The organism is Pseudomonas sp. DWRC2-2 (assembly GCF_049897885.1).
GTDB classification, from domain to species: domain Bacteria; phylum Pseudomonadota; class Gammaproteobacteria; order Pseudomonadales; family Pseudomonadaceae; genus Aquipseudomonas; species Aquipseudomonas azotoformans_A.
Genome location: NZ_JAFCXD010000001.1, coordinates 36,651 through 56,496 on the forward strand (window position 1 = coordinate 36,651; position 19,846 = coordinate 56,496).

The following is a 19,846-nucleotide window of genomic DNA, read 5'->3' on the forward strand; positions in this document are numbered from 1 at the left end:
GGTGAGCCCATGGTCTACCGCTCCGCCACCCGCTGCCCCAACGATTCGCGCAACAACGTGCGCGGCAACTCAAACCCCTTGAACGGTGTGCGGGTAAACGGGTTATTGGCCCCTTCGGCATACAGCTTGTAGCGCATCACTCCACCGACCACCGGCAAGCTCAAATCGACGCTGGTGGCAGTGCGCGCGTTGAGCTGGCCACGATTGAGCAGGCGATAGAACGACCACGGCCCCCGAAAACCGAGGCTGACGGTGCTGCCATCGCGCTTGACCAGTGTCAGGCGACTGTCGCTGCTCTCCCCCCGCACACCCGGCCAGCTCATTGCGATGCCGCGTACCGGGCCGTGGGAATAAATATGCAGCTGTCCATCGACGCTCAGTGCGCCGTTGAGATGATCGGCGCTCAACGCAAGTGGCTCCAAGGTAAACGGTACGTTGAGCACACCTCGGTTATCGAAAAAGGTGTCGCGGATCTGTTCGACCGCCTTGAGCTGGGCGATCACCTCGGGGCGGATCAGGTAGTCCTCCTGACTGTCGGCATACAACGCTTCCAGGTTGTCCTTGAGGAACACTTTCAGGTACTGGTCGTGAAAACGTTGCACCAGACCGGCGGGACCAAAGAAGGCTTCAAAGTCCTTGAGCGACACATCGTCCTGGCTGCCGCTTAACGGGTAGCGTGAGGCCAGGCGTTCCTTGTAGAAACTGTAGACGTCCGCCTCCCAACGCTGCTCCAGCTCACGCAAGGCCAGCACCATCAGCACCTGCGAGGTCTGCTCGGCCAGGTGACGCACCTGCTGGTTCAATGGTTCGGGCAGGCCGGCGGCGATACGTTGCAGGTTGCGGATCGGGTCTGGGTCGGCTTGGGAAAACCGCGCCAGCACTGCGCCGAGCGCGGCCTTGCCACGGTTGGGGTGGTCCTGCACGGCCTTGGTGTAGTCGTAGACAGCGTTGATCGCCCGCAGGGTCTCTTCGTAGTAGGACGGCTTGTCTTGCTCAGCGTTGAGCAACCCGGACAGGCCGGCGAACGCGCGGTGAATGCCCAGCGCCTGATTACGCCCGGCCTCTTCACTGGACGACTTCTCGTCCTTGCCGGTGACGGGCGGGTAGATCAGGGTGTTGTCGCGCACGGTTTCCAGCAGCCGGCGCAGGGGCGCGGCCGGACCGGTGACCTGCCCCAGCACTTCCAGGGTTTGGGCCAGGTCGGTGAAGTCGGTGACGGTGAACTGGTTCAGCGCACGGCGCCAGCTGTCGACGTAATCGGCGCTGTACAAGGCGCGCAACCGTTCGGTCAGCACGCGACGGTCGGCCTCGGAATAATCCAGGTTACGGCGCTCGCCGAGTACCCATTGGTCGATCAAGGCCAACTCGGTGACGTTCTGGCTGTTGGGCTCGAAGTAATCACGGAATCCGCGGGCAGTCAGCAACGGCGATAGGGTCAGGTTTTCATCCAGCGCCGCGCCGCTTTCGCGCTCGCTCAAGGGACGGTAGACCACGTCAAAGGCCGGGCCGATTTCGTTGCGCAAATCCAGTTCGCCGTGCAAGCGTTCTTTCGCCTGTTGGCGCAGGGTCATGTATACCCGCTGCGCCATGGGCAGCTTGCGCAGTTGTTGCTGGGTCTGCGCGATCAGCTCGCGGTGTTCGGGCAGTTCGACGTCAGCATAAGTCAGCGCATAGGTCAGGTGGCGCATCAACGCCGCCTGGCGTTGACCCTGACCCGGATAAGCCTGTTGCCATTGCTCGGCCATCCATTGCGCGACGATCCCCGGGCGGCGGTTATTGCGGTCCTCGATCATGCGGTACACACGCAGGGCCGCGAGCTGTTCATCGCTGCCCGGCTCGGCGCGGCGGATGACCTCAACCGCCCCCGCGGCAATCGCCGGCAGGAAGCGCCGCGATAACAGGCTCAAGTACGCCTGGTCGACCATCGGCCCGATCAACTGGCCTTGATACAACCCCATATCGGCCAATTGCGGCCAGGTCGCCCGATAATCGCCATACACCGTGACCGCCTCACGGATTTCATCCAGCGGCACCAACAGGTTCAGCCCGGTGGGGTCGGCCTGCAGGTCGCTGGCCTTGCTACTGAACGCCTGGCTTTTGGCCAACACCTGGTCGGCCTTGTCGCGGTTGATGCCGTAGTAGTACCACCAGCCGCCGACCAGCAACGCCCCCATAAACCCGACCAGCACCGAGCCGCTGAGCAACAACCGGCGCTTGCGTCGCGCCACCTTGAAGTTATCGCCGGCCAACCCGGCCTCGGGATACACCACCTGCTTCAACAAGTGCTGGGCAAAATACACCACCGAATGCCCCTGCGGCTTGGTCGCGCTGACGGGTGCGGGGAACCCATAGGCCCGCGCCGAGGCTTCGACAAACAGGTTCGCCACCACGCCACGCTGATACACAGACGATAGGTACACGCCGCGCACCAACGCAGGCGTGGTGTAGCGGTCACTGCCCAGCACGTCGCCCAGAAAGTGCAGCAGGATCTCGCGTGAACCGCTGAGCTGGCGCATCAAACTGAACATACGCTCGCGTAAAGCTTGCGGGCCGGGCTCGCCCATGGCCCGTACCACTTTCCGGTTGAGCGTCTCGACAAAGCGGTCATAAGCGCCCGCCAGTTCGTCCAGCCATGCGTCAAAATCCTCAACTGCCGCGAGGCTGAAGGTAAAGCCCTGTACTTCTTCCCGCGCCGAGGCGGGCAGCTTGGCGAACAATTCTTCAAACCCTTCGAGCAAATCGAACTTGCTCAGCACCACGTACAACGGCAGGCGCGTGCCCAATTCATGGCCCAACTCGGTCAGGCGCGCGCGCAACAGAAACGCCAGGTTGCGGCGCTCGTTGGGCGGGCGTTCAAACAGGCTGACCATGTCCACTAACAGCACTACGCCATTGAGCGGGCGCCGGCTGCGGCTGCGCGCCAGCCAGTCAATCAGGTGGTGCCATAGTCGTTGCTCGGCGCCGGCGGGTAGCCCGCTGGGTTGTTCAACTTGGGCGTCCACAGGGTCGGCGATTGCCTTAGTGTCCGCCGGCGCATTATCGGTGGGTACGACGGGGGCTGGCGTTGGTGGCGGTTGCCGCTCTGGCTGACTGATGAACTCGCCAGGCGGGTCGATCAACACCGCGTCGTCGCCGATCCACCAGTCGATGTCGAACGCCAGATCCGGATCCGGCGCCGTCTGCGGGGCGCCGCTACGCGCCGTACGAGTCAGGGCAAAGCTCTGGCTGGAGCGGCTGATAAAGCTGGACTTGCCTGCATTCTCCTCGCCAAGTACCAGGTACCACGGGATCTGGTGCAGGCTGCGGCCCTGATGGTTGTCTCGCACCCGCGCCAGATTGCGCTCCAGCGAACGTTCCTGGGCTAGCAGGTAGGCCAAGCAAGGGTCCTGCCCCAGCTGAGCCTGCTGCTGACGGGCCTGCTGCAAGCGGCGTTGTTGACGATGCACTTGACCCGTCCACACCAACAGCGGCACCACCACCAATGCCACGCTGATCGCCAAGCGTAGCGGCCAGCCCGCCAGTGGTTGCTCGTCGCGCCAGGTCCAGGTCGGTCCCTGCCACCAGAGCCAACCCAGCGCCCCGGCAAGCGCCATGATCGCGACGGCGATGACGACAAGCGTCCCTCGGCGCCGAAGGATTGCAAACCCGCGAGCCAATGTGCCCAGTTGTTTATTCATGACTGTTCGCCCCTGAACTTTCCACGCAAAACAACCGCTCCCACAGTAGAAACAGTGCTTAACCTGGATATATCCGATCGTTACTTGAGCAAACAGTAACAGCGCAAACAAACATCTTTCAATGCACAACACGAAAGAAACAAAAAATTACACCTGATCTTTTTTATTATCTTGACGAACTATCCTCGCCACCCGAAACATCTATAAATATCTATCCACAGCACTAATACGCAACTCCTACAGAACATTCCCACAAAGAGCCCTAACAACTTAAACTTATTAAACAGGCCAAAGCCATGTCATTGAAAGATCGCTTCTCAGAAGAGCTCCGTTACTTGCGGGAGTTAGGCCGTGAGTTCGCCGAAGACGATCCACGACTAGCCCCCTTTCTGGGCGAGCAAGCATCGGACCCGGGTGCGGCACACCTATTGGAAGGGTTCGCTTTCCTCACGGCCAAGCTGGCCCTGAAGATCGAAGACGACCTGCCCCAACTCACCCACCCGCTGATGCAGCAGGTCTACCCCAACTACCTGCGCCCGCTCCCCAGCCTGACTCAGGTGCGCTTCGACCCCGTGGTACATGCCCTCAGCGGTCCGCAGGTGATTACCAAAGGCACCCAGCTGTTCGCCCGGCCGCTGAATGATGTCAGTTGCACCTTTCGCACCTGTACCGACGTGACGATTTATCCGCTGCAGGTCAGTGCCGCCAGCGTCGCCCATAGCGTGCAGAAGTCGGTGCTGAGTATCGAGTTGCAGGCCTTATCGGAGCAGCCGTTGAGCGAGATGAACTGCGAGCGCCTGGATTTCCACCTTGGCGGTGACGACCTGCACGCACTCACGCTCTATCAGTGGCTGGCCCAGCATCTGGACAAAATCGTGCTGTGCCTCGACGAGCAACGGCTGGCCCTGCCGCCGGAGGCCCTTAGCTTTCCTGGCTTCGAACCCGACGATGCGCTGTTACCCACCTTGGACCAGCAGTTGGAGGGCTATCGCCTGATCCAGGAATACTTCTACTTCCCCCAACGTTTTCACGGTTTTCGCATCAGCGGCCTGCGCCGCCTATGGCCGCAAACGACGGCCACGCAGATTCGCCTGGAGCTGCACTTTTCTAAGCCCCTGCCCGCCTCCGTACCGATCAATCCCGACACTCTCTGCTTGTATTGCACGCCCGCCATCAACCTGTTCGAGCACCCGGCCGAACCGGTCCAACTGGACGGTCAGGCCCTGCACGAAACGGTGCAACCGCGTGGCCCGAATGCCCGAGCCTATGAGATTTTCAGCATCGACCGGGTCAGTGCCCGGCGGCGCAAACCGCATACCCCGGCAGATAACTACCGTGTCGACTTCGCTCCCTATGAATCATTGCAGCACCAAGTGGAGCCGGCTGGCCAACGCACAGCGTGCTACTTCAGCCACACCATCGAACCTGAACTGCTCAAGACCCGCGCCAAACACAGCGTGAGCCTCATTCATGCCGATCAGCGTCCCTACCTTGGCGAGCGTGAAGTGCTTAATATCTCGCTGACCTGCACCAACGCCGACCTACCCCGGCAGTTGCAGGTAGGGGACATCAGCCTGCTCACCCAGACCACACCGTCATTCGCCACTTATCGAAACCTCACCCGCCCGACCCGCGCCTACCCGCCAATCCTCGACGGCCAAGTGCAGTGGGCGCTGATCTCCAACCTTGCGCTGAACAACCTGTCGCTGTCGTCTCCGGCGGCGCTCAAGGCCGTGTTGCAGGTTTACGACTTCATCGCCGCCCACGACCTACCTCACCATCGTGCCACCCAGCGTCGCCTGGAGGGCATCCTTGAGGTCCGCACACAACCTGTCGACTGGCTGATCAAAGGCCTGCCAGTGCGCGGCAGTTGCACCACCATGACAATGGACCCCGCCGCCTTCAGCAACGCCGGCGATTTGCATCTGTTTGGCTGCGTGCTCTCACATTTCATGGCGCTGTACGCCAACACCAACGCCTTCCATCAGTTGGAAATCATCAACGCCGCCGATGGCACGGTTTTCACTTGGCCAATGCGCACCGGCCAGCAACCGATCATATGACCCACGGAGAGCAGCATGCCGACCCTGAATCCCACCACCACGTTTTCCAGCAGCCATGGCGACGCCCGCGACGGCTGGCCCGATGGCGAGCTGTTCTGCCATCACGACCCACTCGAATTCCACCTGCGCGGCCACAGCCTAAACCCATTGGTGGATGTGGCCATGCCGTTGTTCGGGCTGGTGATCCGGCTGCGCCGGACCGAGGTCTACGCCCCGGTCGAACAACTGCAAGGTCACCTCACCAACCAGATCAAGGTGATGCTCGAAGAACTACGCCAGCACGACTACAGCGAGGCCGAGTTGCGCGTGTTCTCCTACGTACTCTGCGTCTTTGTCGATGAGGCGGTGCTGGCTACGCCGTGGGGCTCCGGCTCAATATGGCAAGCCAAATCGCTGCTGAGCACCTTCCACCAGGAAACCTGGGGCGGCGAGACCTTCTTCACCCTGCTCATCCGCTTGCAGGAAACCCCGCAGCAATACCGCGACGTGTTGCTGCTCATGTACTTGTGCCTGTGCCTGGGCTTCAAAGGCCAGTACAGCGTGCAGACTCAGGGCGACCAGGCCTTGCAGCAGGTGATCAGCCGTTTGCAGGGGGTGATCGACGCGCTGCACGAGCCGGCTCCTGCTCATCTGACTCGCCCACTGGACAACGTTGCGCCACGCCATTACCAGATGAACCGACAATGGCCGTGGTGGACACCGTGGGCGGTGGGCACGGCGCTGTGCGTGGGGGCCTATGTGTTTTTTGCCGTGCGCCTGAACAGCATGACCGAGCAAGTGATGCAATCATTGGAGACCATCTTAGTGCGTTAACCTGCGTGCACCGTTTCGCTATTGCTCGTCATACACCGGCAAGTTAGCGACCCTCTTAAACTGGGCGACACACTTAACTAGAGAAACTTCCCACAACACTTGCGGAAAGCATGAAGGCGACAGCCGGAGTATGCCTCTTTAAAGTTCGAGGCCTTCGCCTGATCGCCATTGCGTTACAACGCGTGGCGATTAAAACCTGCAACCAAGGATTGCCGCAGGAGTTGCCATGCCGAACCCGCGCGATGTGCGCTTTACCTTCAGTTCAAGCGCCGATATCAACTTCGATGTCGTCTCGTTTGAACTCACTGAGGGGCTTTGCGAACTGTATTGCCTGTCCGTAGACCTGGTCAGCACATCGGCCAATGCCGACTTCGCACAACTGCTGGATCAACCGGCGGTAATGACCATTTGGCAAGGCGAGCAACCGGTGCGCCATGTGCACGGCCTGATCAGCCGCTTCGAGCAGGGCAAGACCGGCTTTCGTCGCACCGCCTACCGCGCGGTGATCGAACCACAACTGGCCCGCGCCCGGTTGCAATCGGACTGGCGCATTTTTCAGCAGCGCAGTGTGCCGCAGATACTTGAACAGCTGTGCAACGAACGCCGTTGGGGCGCCTGCACCCAGCGTCTGACCGAAAACCACCTACCCCGCGAATACTGCGTGCAGCCCGGCGAGCTGGATTGGGACTTCTACCAGCGCCTGGCAGCCGAAGAAGGCCTGTTGTCGATCTTCCAGCACAGCGAGGGCGGGCATCAGTTGATTCAGGCCGACCATATCGCCAGCTTCGGGGTGATTGAGGGCGAAGCACTGGTGTATGAGGCCAACCCCGGCGGCGATCAGGCACAACCGGCCTTGCACAGCTTTACCTACCGCGAGCAGGTGCGCAGCGCCAACCAGACCCAGCGCGACTACACCTTCACCCACCCGCGCTACAACCTCGAACAGCGTGAACAGGCGCCGCATCTGGAGCACCAGAGCACCGACTACGAACGCTATGACTACCCTGGCCGCTACAAGCACGATGATGCCGGCAAGCCCTTCACCCTGACCCGTCTGCAAGGATTGCGCGGTGATGCGCGCACCGCCGAAGTCAGCGGCGACGATGCACGCCTGGTGCCGGGGCTGGCGTTTGATCTGGTCGGCCACCCCCGCGAAGACCTGAATATTGGCTGGCGTGCCGTCGTCATCCAGCACACGGGCCGCCAGCACACGGCGATGGAAGAGGAAGCCGCTGGCAGCACCGTCGGCACCCACTACAGCTTCACCGCCACGCTGATTCCCGACACGGTGGAGTGGCAAGCACCACCGCGCCCCAAGCCCTGCATCGAAGGCCCGCAGATTGCCACCGTGGTCGGTCCATCCGGCGAAGAAATCTACTGCGACGAACACGGCCGTGTGCGCTTGCAATTTCCCTGGGACCGCGAGGGCCAGGGCGACGATCGCAGCTCCTGCTGGGTGCGCGTCACCCACAACTGGGCCGGCGCCGGCTGGGGGCATGTCGCCCTGCCACGGGTCGGCCAGGAAGTACTGGTGGGCTTTCTGCACGGTGATCCCGACCAGCCGATGGTCATCGGTCGCAGCTACCACGTCATCAACCGTTCACCGTACAAACTCCCCGCATTCAAGGCGCTGAGCCCGATCCGCAGCAAGGAACTGCACGGCGAGCGCCACAACGAACTGCGCCTGGATGACACCACCGGGCAAATCAGCGCCACGTTGATGAGCGACCACCAAGCCAGCGCGTTGAACCTGGGCTACCTGACCCACCCTCGCCCCGGCGGCGGCGTGCCCCGTGGCGAAGGTTTTGAACTACGCACCGACGCCCACGGCGTACTGCGTGCTGGCAGCGGCCTGCTGCTCACCACCCAACGGCGCCCGCGCGCCGCCGAGCACCACACCGACCTGCCGGAAACTGCCGAACAACTCGACACCGCCGGCCAACACCACGCCACCTTCGCCAACGAAGCCCGCGACCACCTGGCTCAGGACAGCGGTGATCAGGACGAAGTCGCCGACGCCCTCAAGGCCCAGCAACAGGCCATCCGTGGCACCGGCGGCAACCCCAGCGCCAACCAGTACCCGGAACTCGCCGAACCGCACCTGGTGCTGCACAGCCCGGCCGGCATCGCCAGCAGCACCCCGCAATCGACCCATATCGCCAGCGGCGAACACCTCGCCCTGAGCAGCGGTGGCCACACCAGCCTGGCCATCGGCAAACGCCTGTTGGTCAGCGCCAGCCGGGGGGTGCGCACCTTTGTGCAGAGCCTGGGTTGGCGGCTGGTGGCGGCTTCCGGGGATATCGACATTCGGGCGCTGAAGGACAACATCAACCTGTTGGCCAAGCTCAAGGTCAGCGTTACCGCTGAGCGCATCACGTTGAGTGCCAAGGAAGAGATCGTGATTCAGGCGGCGGGGAGTAGCACTACCTACAACGCGGGTGGGATTACGCATGCCACCAGTGGGTTGTACACCGTGCATGCCGTGGACTTTATCCACGACGCTCCGAAGAGTAAGGCGGCGGCGTTTCCGGAGGAGCCGAAGGCGGGGAAAGGGAATTTGGAGCTGCTTCAACAATACGCCAACGGGATTTCCTTCAAGGGAGGTGAGTACAAGGTTGAGGATGCCTTAGGCAAGGTATTCAAAGGGTCGCTGGATGGCAATGGTTTTGCGGCTGTGGCTGGTGTTGCTCCAGGCCCGGCCAAAGTGCTTTTCAGCAAAGACCCGGTGGATGTCTGGACCGATCCCGGCTTTCCCGGTCCGCATGAGCAGATAGAAGCAGTCGCCACTGAAGTCTCCCAACCACTGACGGTACAAGCGCAAACCCTGCTGGACAAGGTGCTCAGCGCCACTAAACAAACGCCAACAAGCCTTGCTACCGACCTGCTGAAAAAGTCTGTGCCAATGCCAGACGCTGCGACCGCGCTTGCCTCCCAGCTACCTCAGTCACTCATGAAAAACGCCGAGATGCTCGGATTGCCACGCAAGCTCTCGGAGAAAACGCAATGACTACAGCCACTGCGCGCCCGCCCCAATCAGCCACCGCCCCGCTCAACACCACATCCATAAATGACATTGATGCGGGAAAAGAAAAGCTTGATCAATGGCTGCGCAAACTGACCAACGACACCATTGGATGGAATGCTGTACAGACCGCCGGAGCGGTGATTCCAGGTGTCGGCACCGTCTTTGCCGCCATTGATGCCATCGGCGACCTGCTCACCCTGATCGACGGTGATCAAAACGACTTCCTGACCTGGGTCAGCTTTGGCGTCAATGTCGTCGGCCTGGTCTCCTTTCCGGGTGTCGGCCCGGCACGGCTGGCAGTGCGAACCACCCTTTCCTCAATCAGGCGCAATGTCGGGCAATCAATTCCTGAGGCGATGCTCAGCGCATTGGAGGCAAATCTCAACGACAAAACCCGAGGTGGGCTTGAAGAGTTTGCCAAAGAAATACAGTCCCGCCTCAGTGAACTGCTCACAGGCATTGCTGCCGAGATCAAGAAAGCCTGCGATGCCTTCGAAGAAATGCTCAAGGGTATTGCCAGCGACGAAGGGCAGCGGGCGCTGGCAAAAAAGACCAAAACCGCTTCGCTTTTCGCCGGACCGGCGGTTGCCCTTGCCGCGCATTTTTTAATCGACGATAGACTGCTCTCCAAGAGTACCTGCCAAAAGCTGCTCAATATCGCCAGTGCCGCTGGCACGATTGGCAACGCAGTGTCGAATAAAATTCTAGAGGCGGGCGATCCGAAAAGAATCGGCAGTATCGGCAACCTGATCATGGAGTTGGTCAGTGCACTGGCCACCCGTAAACGTCGTGGCGCTCAAACAGCCAATGCCTCCAGTCACCAGAACAATCGGGCTCAAGCGACTCAAGGGCAAGCCCCTCTGGTGACCCAGTCAACCCAACGAAAAGGTACCAATGACCCCAATCGCTGCAAGGACTGCAATCCCCGCGTTCCTTCAGGCACTGGCCACAGCATCAGCTTCGCCACCGGCAGTGAAACGCTGGAACACACCGATTTTTCGCTGCCAGGCCCCTTCCCGATCGAGTGGACACGCACCTATCGCTCAAGCCTGTCATCGTTTGATCAGGGAAGCTTTGGCGCACGCTGGATCACACCGTTCTCGATTCGCATCGACCCACATGAAGATGGCCTGAGCTACCACGGCTACGACGGGCGCAGCCAACGTTACCCTGATATTGCGATCAGCAAGCACCACTACGACCCAATCGAAGGGGTATTGCTGATTCGCACCACGGCTAGCACGTTGGTGGTCGTACGTGGTCACGACAGCCAAGAAACTTTTCAAAACAAGGCGACCACTATTTGCTCAGTGGCATGACCTTGCGGGGTGGCGCCCGCATCGCCCTGCACTACGAGCACCAACACGCGGGTCGGGTAGTGCTGTCAGACCTGGTCACTTACCAGGACGATACGGCGCATCATCATATCCATAGCGAACTTGACGAACATGGACGCATCAACGCCCTGTGGCTGATGCATGAAGGTCAGCCCAAGCGCCAACTGGCGGGTTATGACTACGATGAACACAGCGACCTGATCGCAGCCCGCGACGAACACACCGCGCAATGGGACTACCAATACCAGCATCACCTGATCACCCACTACACCGACCGCACTGGACGCGGTATCAACCTGCAATGGCACGGCGAAGGCGCCGATGCCAAGGCCATCCGCGAATGGGCCGACGACGGAACCTACGACACCCGCCTGGAGTGGGACGACAACATCCGCCTGACCTACGTGACCGATGCGTTGGGCCAGGAGGCCTGGTACTACTACGATATCCTCGGCTACACCTACCGCATCATCTACCCCGACGGTAATGAAGAGTGGTTCTACCGCGATGATGCCAAAAACATCACCCGGCACATTCACACCGATGGCAGTACCGACCGCTACGCGTACGATGACCGTGGCAACGTGCTCCAGCACACCCGTCCGGATGGCAGTTGTGTTCATCATGCCTACGACGACCAAGACCAACGCTTTAAAACACGCGATGCCGAAGGCGGACTGTGGAAGTACGACTACGATCAACGCGGCAACATCATCGAAACAATCGATCCGCTAGAAAACACCACCCAGTACAGCTACAACAGCGACAACCTGCCCGTGGTCATCACCGATGCCAACGGCGGCAGCAAACAACTGGCCTATAACGCCGACGGCCAACTGATTCGCTACACCGACTGCTCCGGCAAGGTCAGCCAGTGGGGCTACGATGCACTCGGCCAGCTCAGCCGCTTTACCGACGCCGAAGGCAATGTCACCAGCTACGAATACCGTGCCGGGCAGCTGGTGCGACTGATCCACCCGGACAAGACCGAAGAACATTTCGAGCGCGACGCCGAAGGCCGTTTGCTCAGCCACACCGACGCCCTGCGCCAGCGCACCACCTGGCACTACAACGAAGCCGGCTTGATCCAACAGCGCCAGGATGCCAACGGCACCACCCTCGACTACCGCTGGGATCGCCTCGGCCAACTGCTGGAACTGCGCAACGAAAACAACAGCACTGCCAGCTTCAAGTACGACCCCGCCGGGCGCCTGCTCAAGGAAACCGGCTTCGACCAGCAAACCACCCACTACCTATACGACCACGGCAGCAACCAACCGACTCGCCGCCTTGATGGCGACCGGGTCAACGAGTTCGAGTACGACCCACTCGGCCGCCTGATTGCCCGACATGCAGGACACAAGGAAGGCCTGGAATGGCAGACCGAAACCTTCGCCTACGACGGCAATGGCAACCTGCTGCTGGCCGAGAACGCCGCCTGCAAACTGCAATGGTTTTATGATCGTGCCGGCAACAACACCCGTGAGCATCAATACCTGCGCTACCTGCAGGAACCGCATGTAGCCATCTGGAAGCATGAGTACGACGCTCTCAATCAGCGCATCGCCACCACCCGCCCGGATGGCCACCGGGTCAGTTGGTTGACCTATGGCAGCGGCCATCTATTGGCGCTAAAGGTCGACGACACCGAACTGCTCAGCTACCAACGCGACAACCTGCACCGTGAAATCGCCCGCGACCAAGGCAACGATCTGCAACAACGCCAAGCCTGGTCACCCAACGGCCAGTTATTGGAACAAGCCCTGGGTAAACGCGGCGACGCCCAACGCCTGGTAGTGCGCAACTATCGGCACGACGCCGCCGGCCAACTGACACGCATCGACGACACCCGGCGCGGCGCGCTCAGCTACCGCTATGACCCGCTGGGCCGATTGCTTGCCGCCCAAACCATCAGTGGCGAAGAGACCTTCGCCTTCGACCCGGCCAGCAATCTGCTGGACCCGCAGGCGCCGCGTCGTCCCAATCAATATGGCCCATCCAAGTTGCTGGACAACCTGCTCCGTGACTATGTCGGCACCCACTACAGCTACGACGAGCGCGGCAACCTGAAGGAACGCCTGCAGAACGGCAAAAAATCCCACTTTACCTGGGACCTGTACGACCGCCTGATCGGCTACGTAGATGACCGTTTGACCGTCTCCTTCGCCTACGACGCACTAGGCCGACGCCTATTTAAACTGTCCAAAGCCAAATACCACGACCGCCGCGAAGCCGGACCAATGTGGAACAAGTTGGAGCGCGCCAAGCTTGATGAGCAGTACGGCTGTGGCTACACGATCTACGGTTGGGACGGCGATGTGCTGGCCTTCGAGAGCCGCCACCACGACAAGCGCGAACGCCTGACTCACTACTTTTTTGAACCGGGCAGTTTTGTGCCGGTGGCGCAGGCCGTTGAGCAGCGCAGCATCCAACTGCTGCCCGAGCCGGTTTACGAGGGCGCTTACGACGTTGACCGCGATCCGGTGTGGCAGCACAAGCCAATACCCGTAACCTTCAGCGCGCTCGCCTGGTACCAATGCGACCACCTTGGCACGCCGATGGAGCTGACCGACGAGCACGGCGATATCGCCTGGGCCGGGGTCTACAAAGCTTGGGGGTTGGCCAGGGAACAGCGCAGCGAGACCGCCAAACGGGCTGATGTGCGCAATCCACTGCGCTTTCAGGGGCAATACTTTGATGTGGAAACCGGGCTGCACTACAACCGGTATCGGTACTATGATCCGCAGGTGGGGCGGTTTATTGGCAAGGATCCGATTGGGTTTGCGGGTGGGCTCAATGTCTATGCGTATGCGCCGAATCCCATGGATTGGATTGATCCTCTCGGGCTTGCACGAAACGACACCCTTAAACCTGGACCATTTGCGGTTGAGTCAATTCCAGCTCACCGCGGGAGACCAACTGCTGGAGAGCAACGGCAAATAAATGACCTGATGCAAAAATTTGGATGCCACACATGCGGTGACAAATTGCCCGGAACTAAAAGTGGAAATGCCATAGGCGACCACCAGCCTGCTCAAGCACTAGGGGAGCCTGAAATATTTCTCCCTCATTGCAACCATTGCAAAGCTAGACAAGGCGGCCAAGTATTACAAGAAATTCGAAGACGAGGAGTGAAACCATGAAAACAAGCGTAGAGTTGGACCACCCAGTTTTATTCATTCTTGACTACAGTAATGAGCATATAGAAATACCTGAATTCAACGAAAAAACTGGAATTAATCATTCCCCCAGCTGCGTATCAGTTGGCGCAATATCCTACGCAGATGGCAAAGTAGCAGTAAGTTTATATAAGCGAAAAGAACACAACCACGACCCAGCAAAAATGAAAAAAATAATATCAACTGAAATCCTTACCCCCAGCAAAAAAATATCTGTAACAAACGCCGAAAACTCAAAGCTATTGGAAATCGATTCGCCCGATACATCCACAACTATTACTGTATACACCGACTCATCTCCATATGCGGAAAACGTAATAATCCTAATAGGCTAAATCCACCCAAACCATAGCGAAACCTATAAACGCTGGGGGAGTTAACAAGAAACAACGCTGCGAAAAAGCCAAGCGCGCGGATGTGCGCAATCCACCGCGTTTTCAGGGCCAGTACTTCGATGCGGAAACCAGGCTGCACTACAACCGGTATCGGTACCATGATCCGCAGGTGGGGCGGTTTATTGGTAAGGATCCGATTGGGTTTGCGGGAGGGCTGAATGTCTATGCGTATGCGCCGAATCCAGTTGGGTGGATGGATCCGCTCGGGCTGGCTGCTAACAGAGGAAGAATCCAAGCCCAAGGAGCAAAACTTGAACAGTCGGTAAGCTGGAATCAGGACTCACCACTTACTGCTGCTGATGCAAAGCTAAAACTGGATGAACTCAAGGGAAAACTAGGCCGTCAAGATTTGAGGGCCAGGGAAGAAGCCTTCGGCAAAGCCGAGCGTTTTATTGATAGTGCTTGCGCCTGCGGTGGAGTTAGCGCCCCCGTGAGCAAGACATTCATGGTAAGAAATACCTCACACGAACGTGTTGATATAGAAGTTACCTCTGGAACGGCATTTACGGACAAATAATATGTTCAACGACTACCTATCTACTCCAAGCACATACAAAAATCTTGAAAATCACATCAAAGAAATATTTATCAAACTTGCCACTTCGTACAGCATAGATGCCGAGAGATTTATTATGCAATTTTACAACACAACATTTTCCGATGGCACCCCATTTATGGACGCCAACCCCATATTTTCGGTCAAGCACAAAAAAACAGGAACCATATTAAAAATAGTTCTGGATGAAAACATCAAAAAGACTATTTGCTCCACTAAAAAATCAGAGCTAGGGCCTGAAACATCCATTATTTCAAATCAAAAAAATCTCACCTCAATAAAAAACGAGATATCTAAATGGCTCAAAACACTAAACACCTAAATTGGTCATTTTCTATCATCAGTACCCATACACATCACCAGCCCAACCTTCAGTAACCACCACAATCTTTCAATGTTAATAACGAGACGAGTCCGCATGAATATCCTCTCAGCTCCATACCATCTCCAGCAGAACGAGACAGCCGTCTTCACTCAGCAACCAGAACGAGTGCTGTGAAATGATGCCAATAGTTCGACTCAGCGACACCACCGACCACGGCGGTGTTGTCACCGAATCCATCCCCCACACCAACCTCAATGGCAAACCCATGGCCGGCAAAGGTAATCTGGTGATGTGCCCCTTGTGCAAAGGCTCCTTCCCCATTGCCGAAGGCAGCAGCACCTATTCCGTCAACGGCATTCCCGTGGCGCTGGATGGCATGAAGACCACCTGCGGCGCAACTTTGATCGCCAGCGGCTCCCATGGTGCCGTGCATCGCTAACCCGCGCCCCGCTCTTTAACAACCTGACGTCACCGGCATTGGCTTGATCACGCCAATGCCCATGCCAGCTCCAAAACCCGCGACGCCGAAGGCGGCCTGTGGAAGTACGACTACGATCAACGCGGCAATATCATCGAGACCATCGATCCGCTGGAGAACAAAACCCAGTACAGCTACAACAGCGACAACCTGCCCGTACTCATCACCGATGCCAACGGTGGCAGCAAACAACTGGCTTACAACACTGACGACCAACTGATCCGCTACACCGTTCCTCCGGTAACCTCAGCCAGTGCTACTCAGAGCCCCCTCCCTCTGCATCCGATATTTATGCTCACTTCCCAGCTTAATAATATTTTATTTATGACCCCCCTCCCCCTAGCCTTGAAGTCATGTAAACGCTGAATCCAACTGCATTACGCAAGGACAGAGACATGACTGAAGCAATAACAAAAACAGACACGCTGGTGGTGGGCGCCGGCCAAGCTGGCGTGGCCATGAGCGAGCATTTGAGCAAGCAAGGTGTGCCCCACCTGGTGCTGGAGCGCAGCCGTATTGCCGAGCGCTGGCGCACCGGGCGTTGGGATTCGCTGGTGGCCAATGGCCCGGCCTGGCATGACCGCTTTCCGGGATTGGAATTCGACACGGTCGCTGCGGATGGGTTTGCGCCGAAAGAGCGTGTGGCGGATTACTTCGAGGCCTATGCCCGCAAGTTCAACGCGCCGATCCGTACCGGCGTGGAGGTGCTGTCCGTGGTGCGTAATGTCGGTCGCCCTGGCTTCACCGTGCAGACCAGCGAAGGGGTGATCGAGGCCAACCGTGTGGTCGCCGCTACCGGGCCGTTCCAGAAACCGGTGATTCCGGCCATCGCGCCGAAAGACACTGCGTTGCACCAGATCCATTCCGCTGACTATCGCAATCCCACACAATTGCCGGCCGGCGCTGTGTTGGTGGTGGGCGCGGGTTCCTCCGGCGTGCAGATCGCTGATGAATTGCAGCGCGCCGGGCGCCAGGTGTACCTCTCGGTCGGCGCCCATGACCGCCCGCCCCGCGCCTATCGCAACCGCGACTTCTGCTGGTGGCTGGGGGTGCTGGGCGAGTGGGACCAGGCCGCCATGAAACCCGGCCGCGAGCACGTGACCATCGCGGTCAGCGGCGCACACGGCGGCAAGACCATCGACTTCCGTGAGCTGGCCCAGCAAGGCATGACCCTGGTCGGCCTCACACAAGCATTCAACGGCAGTGTCGCCCGCTTCCAGCCGAACCTGGTGGAAAACCTGGCACGCGGCGATGAAAACTACCTGGCCCTGTTGGATGCGGCCGACGCCTATATCGAGCGCAACGGCGTTGACCTGCCGCTGGAGCCCGAGGCCCGCCGCGTGTTTCCCGATGCGGACTGCATCAAAAATCCGATCCTGGAACTGGACCTGGCCCAGGCCGGCGTCACCTCGATCATCTGGGCCACCGGGTTTGCCGTGGACTACAGCTGGTTGAAGGTCGCCGCCTTCGACGAAGCCGGCAAGCCCCAGCACCAGCGTGGCGTGTCCAGTGAAGCCGGGATCTACTTCCTCGGCTTGCCGTGGCAATCGCGCCGGGGTTCGTCGTTTATCTGGGGCGTTTGGCATGACGCCAAGTATGTGGCCGACCACATCGCGATCCAGCGTCAATACCTTGAATACCGCGAAGCCGCCCCGGTGGTTCGTCCCTCGCCTGTCAGCGCCTGATCCCTTTATTGCCGGAGTTTTTCTGATGCCTACTCACACTCGCATCCGCATGTTCAACACCAAGGAAACCTACCCTAACCAGAGCCTGGACAACGACCTGTGCCAGGCCGTGCGCGCCGGCAATACCGTGTACGTGCGCGGCCAGGTGGGTACGGATTTCGAGGGCAATCTGATCGGCCTTGGCGACCCGCGCGCCCAGGCCGAGCAAGCCATGAAAAACGTCAAGCAACTGCTGGAAGAAGCGGGTTCCGACCTGTCGCACATCGTCAAGACCACCACCTACCTGATCGACCCGCGCTACCGCGAACCGGTGTACCAGGAAGTCGGCAAATGGCTCAAGGGCGTGTTCCCGATTTCGACCGGACTGGTGGTGTCGGCCCTCGGCCAGCCACAGTGGTTGATGGAAATTGATGTGATCGCCGTTATTCCCGAGTAAGGAGCCGCACATGACTTTTTCAATCGTCGGCCGTTGCGCCGAAACCGGCCAGCTGGGCATTGCCATCAGCTCATCGAGCATTGCCGTGGGTGCCCGTTGCCTATGGCTGCGGCCCGGTGTGGGCGCGGTGTCGACCCAGAACATCACCCTCCCGGCCCTGGGCCCGGACGTGCTGGACCTGTTGGAACAAGGCCTCGCCCCTGCCGACGCGATCGACAAGGCCCTGACGCGCAACGGCTACAGCCAGTACCGGCAACTGACGGCGATTGATCACCTGGGCCGTAGCGTGCATTTCAGCGGCAGCGAAACCCTTGGCACCCATAACGCCGTGTCGGGTGAACAGTGTGTGGCGGCGGGCAACATGCTCGCCGACCGCGCAGTGATCGACGCGATGGTCACGGCCTTTGAGCAAGGCGAAGGCCAGTTAGCCGATCGCCTGCTGGCGGCGATGCACGCCGCCATCGCCGCCGGTGGCGAAGCCGGCCCGGTGCACTCCGCCGCGCTGGTGGTGGTGGGCGAACTAACTTGGCCGATCATCAACTTGCGCGTGGATTGGGCTGACGAACAGCCGATCCTTGAACTGCAAAAGCTCTGGGATGCCTATCGCCCGCAAGTGCAGGACTACATCGACCGCGCCCTCGCCCCGGACCGTTCCCCCGGCTACGGCGTGGCCGGAGACGACCGATGAGCACCAGCCGCGAACTGCTGCAGACGCTGGTGGGGTTCGATACCACCAGCCGCGAATCCAACCTGCACCTGATCGAGTTTGTACGCGATTACCTCGCCGGTTTCGGGGTATCCAGCCAATTGGTCTACAACGAAGAACGCAGCAAGGCCAACCTGTTTGCCAGCGTTGGCCCGGTTGAGTTGCCGGGGATCGTGCTGTCGGGGCACACCGATGTGGTGCCGGTGGACGGCCAGCCCTGGACCGTGCCGCCGTTCGAATTGACCGAACGCGACGGCAAGCTCTTCGGCCGCGGAACCGCCGACATGAAGGGCTATATTGCCTGTGTATTGGCGCTGGTGCCGGCGCTGGTCGCGGCGCCGTTGCGGATGCCGGTGCATATCGCCCTGTCCTATGATGAGGAAGTCGGTTGCCTGGGCGTGCGTTCGTTGCTCAAGGTGCTGGAAGAACGGCCAGTGAAACCGATGCTGTGCATCATCGGCGAACCGACCGAACTCAAGCCGGTACTCGGCCACAAGGGCAAGTTGGCCATGCGCTGCGATGTGCACGGTGAGGCGTGCCATTCGGCCTACGCACCGTATGGGGTGAATGCGATTGAGCAGGCTGCCGAGCTGATTGGCGAGTTGGGAAGGATCGGCCAGCGTCTGCGGGAGACCCAGGATGCGCGGTTTGATCCGCCGTTCAGCACGGTGCAAACCGGCGTGATCAGCGGTGGCAAGGCCCTGAATATCGTACCGGCGGATTGTCGGTTTGATTTTGAGGTGCGTGCATTGCCGTCGCAGGACCCGGCCAAGGTCGCGGAGGAACTGAAGGCCTACGCCGAGCAGCAGGTGTTGCCGCGCATGCAGGCGGTAAGTGCGCAGAGTGCGATTCGCTTTACCGAGCTGTCGGCCTACCCAGGTTTGGTCACCGATGAGCGCAGCCAGGCGGCAGAGTTGATCGCGGCGTTTTCCGGCTCGCGGGAGTTCGGCACGGTGGCGTTTGGCACTGAAGGCGGGCTGTTTGATGCGGTGGGCATTCCCACGGTGGTGTGCGGGCCGGGGAGCATGGATCAGGGGCATAAGCCGGATGAGTTTGTGAAGGTGGAGCAATTGCTGGGGTGTGATGCGATGCTGGGGCGGATGCTGGATTCTATTCGCGCTTGAGCCGAACACCAATCAAATGTGGGAGCAAACCGCTCCCACATTTTTGG

At 59.6% G+C, this 19,846-nt stretch carries 13 protein-coding genes and 2 pseudogenes; 13 read left to right on the forward strand and 2 right to left on the reverse strand.

Features of this window, described 5'->3' with window-relative positions; genetic code table 11:
• Positions 1-14: 14 nt before the first annotated feature.
• The gene (gene tssM, locus ACP7EW_RS00230) at positions 15-3,677 is read right to left on the reverse strand and encodes a type VI secretion system membrane subunit TssM (RefSeq protein ID WP_426214450.1); all 3,663 of its coding nucleotides are present in this window, start codon (positions 3,675-3,677) and stop codon (positions 15-17) included.
• Between the two features lie 296 nt (positions 3,678-3,973).
• Here tssM and tssF point away from each other — a divergent pair, with 296 nt between their 5' ends.
• The 9 genes and pseudogenes from tssF to ACP7EW_RS00275 all read left to right on the forward strand — a co-directional run bounded on the left by tssF (position 3,974) and on the right by ACP7EW_RS00275 (position 15,809).
• Positions 3,974-5,740 carry a type VI secretion system baseplate subunit TssF gene (gene tssF / locus ACP7EW_RS00235; protein ID WP_426214452.1) on the forward strand — a complete coding sequence of 589 codons (1,767 nt, stop codon included), beginning with the start codon at positions 3,974-3,976 and terminating at the stop codon, positions 5,738-5,740.
• A gap of 15 nt (positions 5,741-5,755) precedes the next feature.
• On the forward strand, positions 5,756-6,553 hold the full coding sequence (gene icmH, locus ACP7EW_RS00240; protein ID WP_061448838.1) for a type IVB secretion system protein IcmH/DotU: 798 nt from the start codon (positions 5,756-5,758) through the stop codon (positions 6,551-6,553).
• A gap of 226 nt (positions 6,554-6,779) precedes the next feature.
• Positions 6,780-9,560 (forward strand): type VI secretion system Vgr family protein, encoded by a 2,781-nt coding sequence (locus ACP7EW_RS00245; RefSeq protein WP_426214455.1) that lies wholly within the window; start codon positions 6,780-6,782, stop codon positions 9,558-9,560.
• Positions 9,557-10,897, forward strand: a complete 1,341-nt coding sequence (locus ACP7EW_RS00250; protein ID WP_426214457.1) for a DUF6531 domain-containing protein — start codon at positions 9,557-9,559, stop codon at positions 10,895-10,897. Before ACP7EW_RS00245 ends, ACP7EW_RS00250 begins: the two co-directional genes overlap by 4 nt.
• Positions 10,898-12,282: 1,385 nt before the next feature.
• Positions 12,283-13,783: pseudogene (locus ACP7EW_RS00255) on the forward strand (RHS repeat-associated core domain-containing protein); the annotation flags it as partial.
• Positions 13,784-14,054: 271 nt separating this feature from the next.
• Entirely contained in the window at positions 14,055-14,429 is a 375-nt protein-coding gene (locus tag ACP7EW_RS00260) for a hypothetical protein (RefSeq protein ID WP_426214459.1), read from the forward strand.
• Between the two features lie 76 nt (positions 14,430-14,505).
• Positions 14,506-14,718: pseudogene (locus ACP7EW_RS00265) on the forward strand (RHS repeat-associated core domain-containing protein); the annotation flags it as partial.
• A 289-nt stretch (positions 14,719-15,007) separates the two neighbouring features.
• Complete coding sequence (locus ACP7EW_RS00270; protein WP_061448841.1) at positions 15,008-15,367, forward strand: hypothetical protein; 360 nt, start codon at positions 15,008-15,010, stop codon at positions 15,365-15,367.
• Positions 15,368-15,548: 181 nt separating this feature from the next.
• Complete coding sequence (locus tag ACP7EW_RS00275) at positions 15,549-15,809, forward strand: PAAR domain-containing protein (protein WP_156487859.1); 261 nt, start codon at positions 15,549-15,551, stop codon at positions 15,807-15,809.
• Between the two features lie 15 nt (positions 15,810-15,824).
• Here ACP7EW_RS00275 and ACP7EW_RS00280 read toward each other — a convergent pair whose 3' ends face one another.
• The gene (locus tag ACP7EW_RS00280) at positions 15,825-16,064 is read right to left on the reverse strand and encodes a hypothetical protein (protein WP_426214461.1); all 240 of its coding nucleotides are present in this window, start codon (positions 16,062-16,064) and stop codon (positions 15,825-15,827) included.
• Positions 16,065-16,243: 179 nt separating this feature from the next.
• On the opposite strand from ACP7EW_RS00280, the gene ACP7EW_RS00285 reads away from it, so the two are divergent.
• From ACP7EW_RS00285 to argE, 4 genes are read left to right on the forward strand one after another with little or no spacing between them, the layout of a single operon-like run.
• Entirely contained in the window at positions 16,244-17,533 is a 1,290-nt protein-coding gene (locus ACP7EW_RS00285; protein WP_426214463.1) for a flavin-containing monooxygenase, read from the forward strand.
• Positions 17,534-17,558: 25 nt separating this feature from the next.
• Positions 17,559-17,969, forward strand: a complete 411-nt coding sequence (locus ACP7EW_RS00290) for a RidA family protein (protein WP_016969085.1) — start codon at positions 17,559-17,561, stop codon at positions 17,967-17,969.
• 10 nt (positions 17,970-17,979) lie between these two features.
• On the forward strand, positions 17,980-18,657 hold the full coding sequence (locus ACP7EW_RS00295; RefSeq protein WP_426214465.1) for a DUF1028 domain-containing protein: 678 nt from the start codon (positions 17,980-17,982) through the stop codon (positions 18,655-18,657).
• Positions 18,654-19,799, forward strand: coding sequence for an acetylornithine deacetylase (gene argE / locus ACP7EW_RS00300; protein ID WP_426214467.1), 1,146 nt, complete (start codon positions 18,654-18,656; stop codon positions 19,797-19,799). Before ACP7EW_RS00295 ends, argE begins: the two co-directional genes overlap by 4 nt.
• The last annotated feature ends 47 nt before the right edge of the window (positions 19,800-19,846 follow it).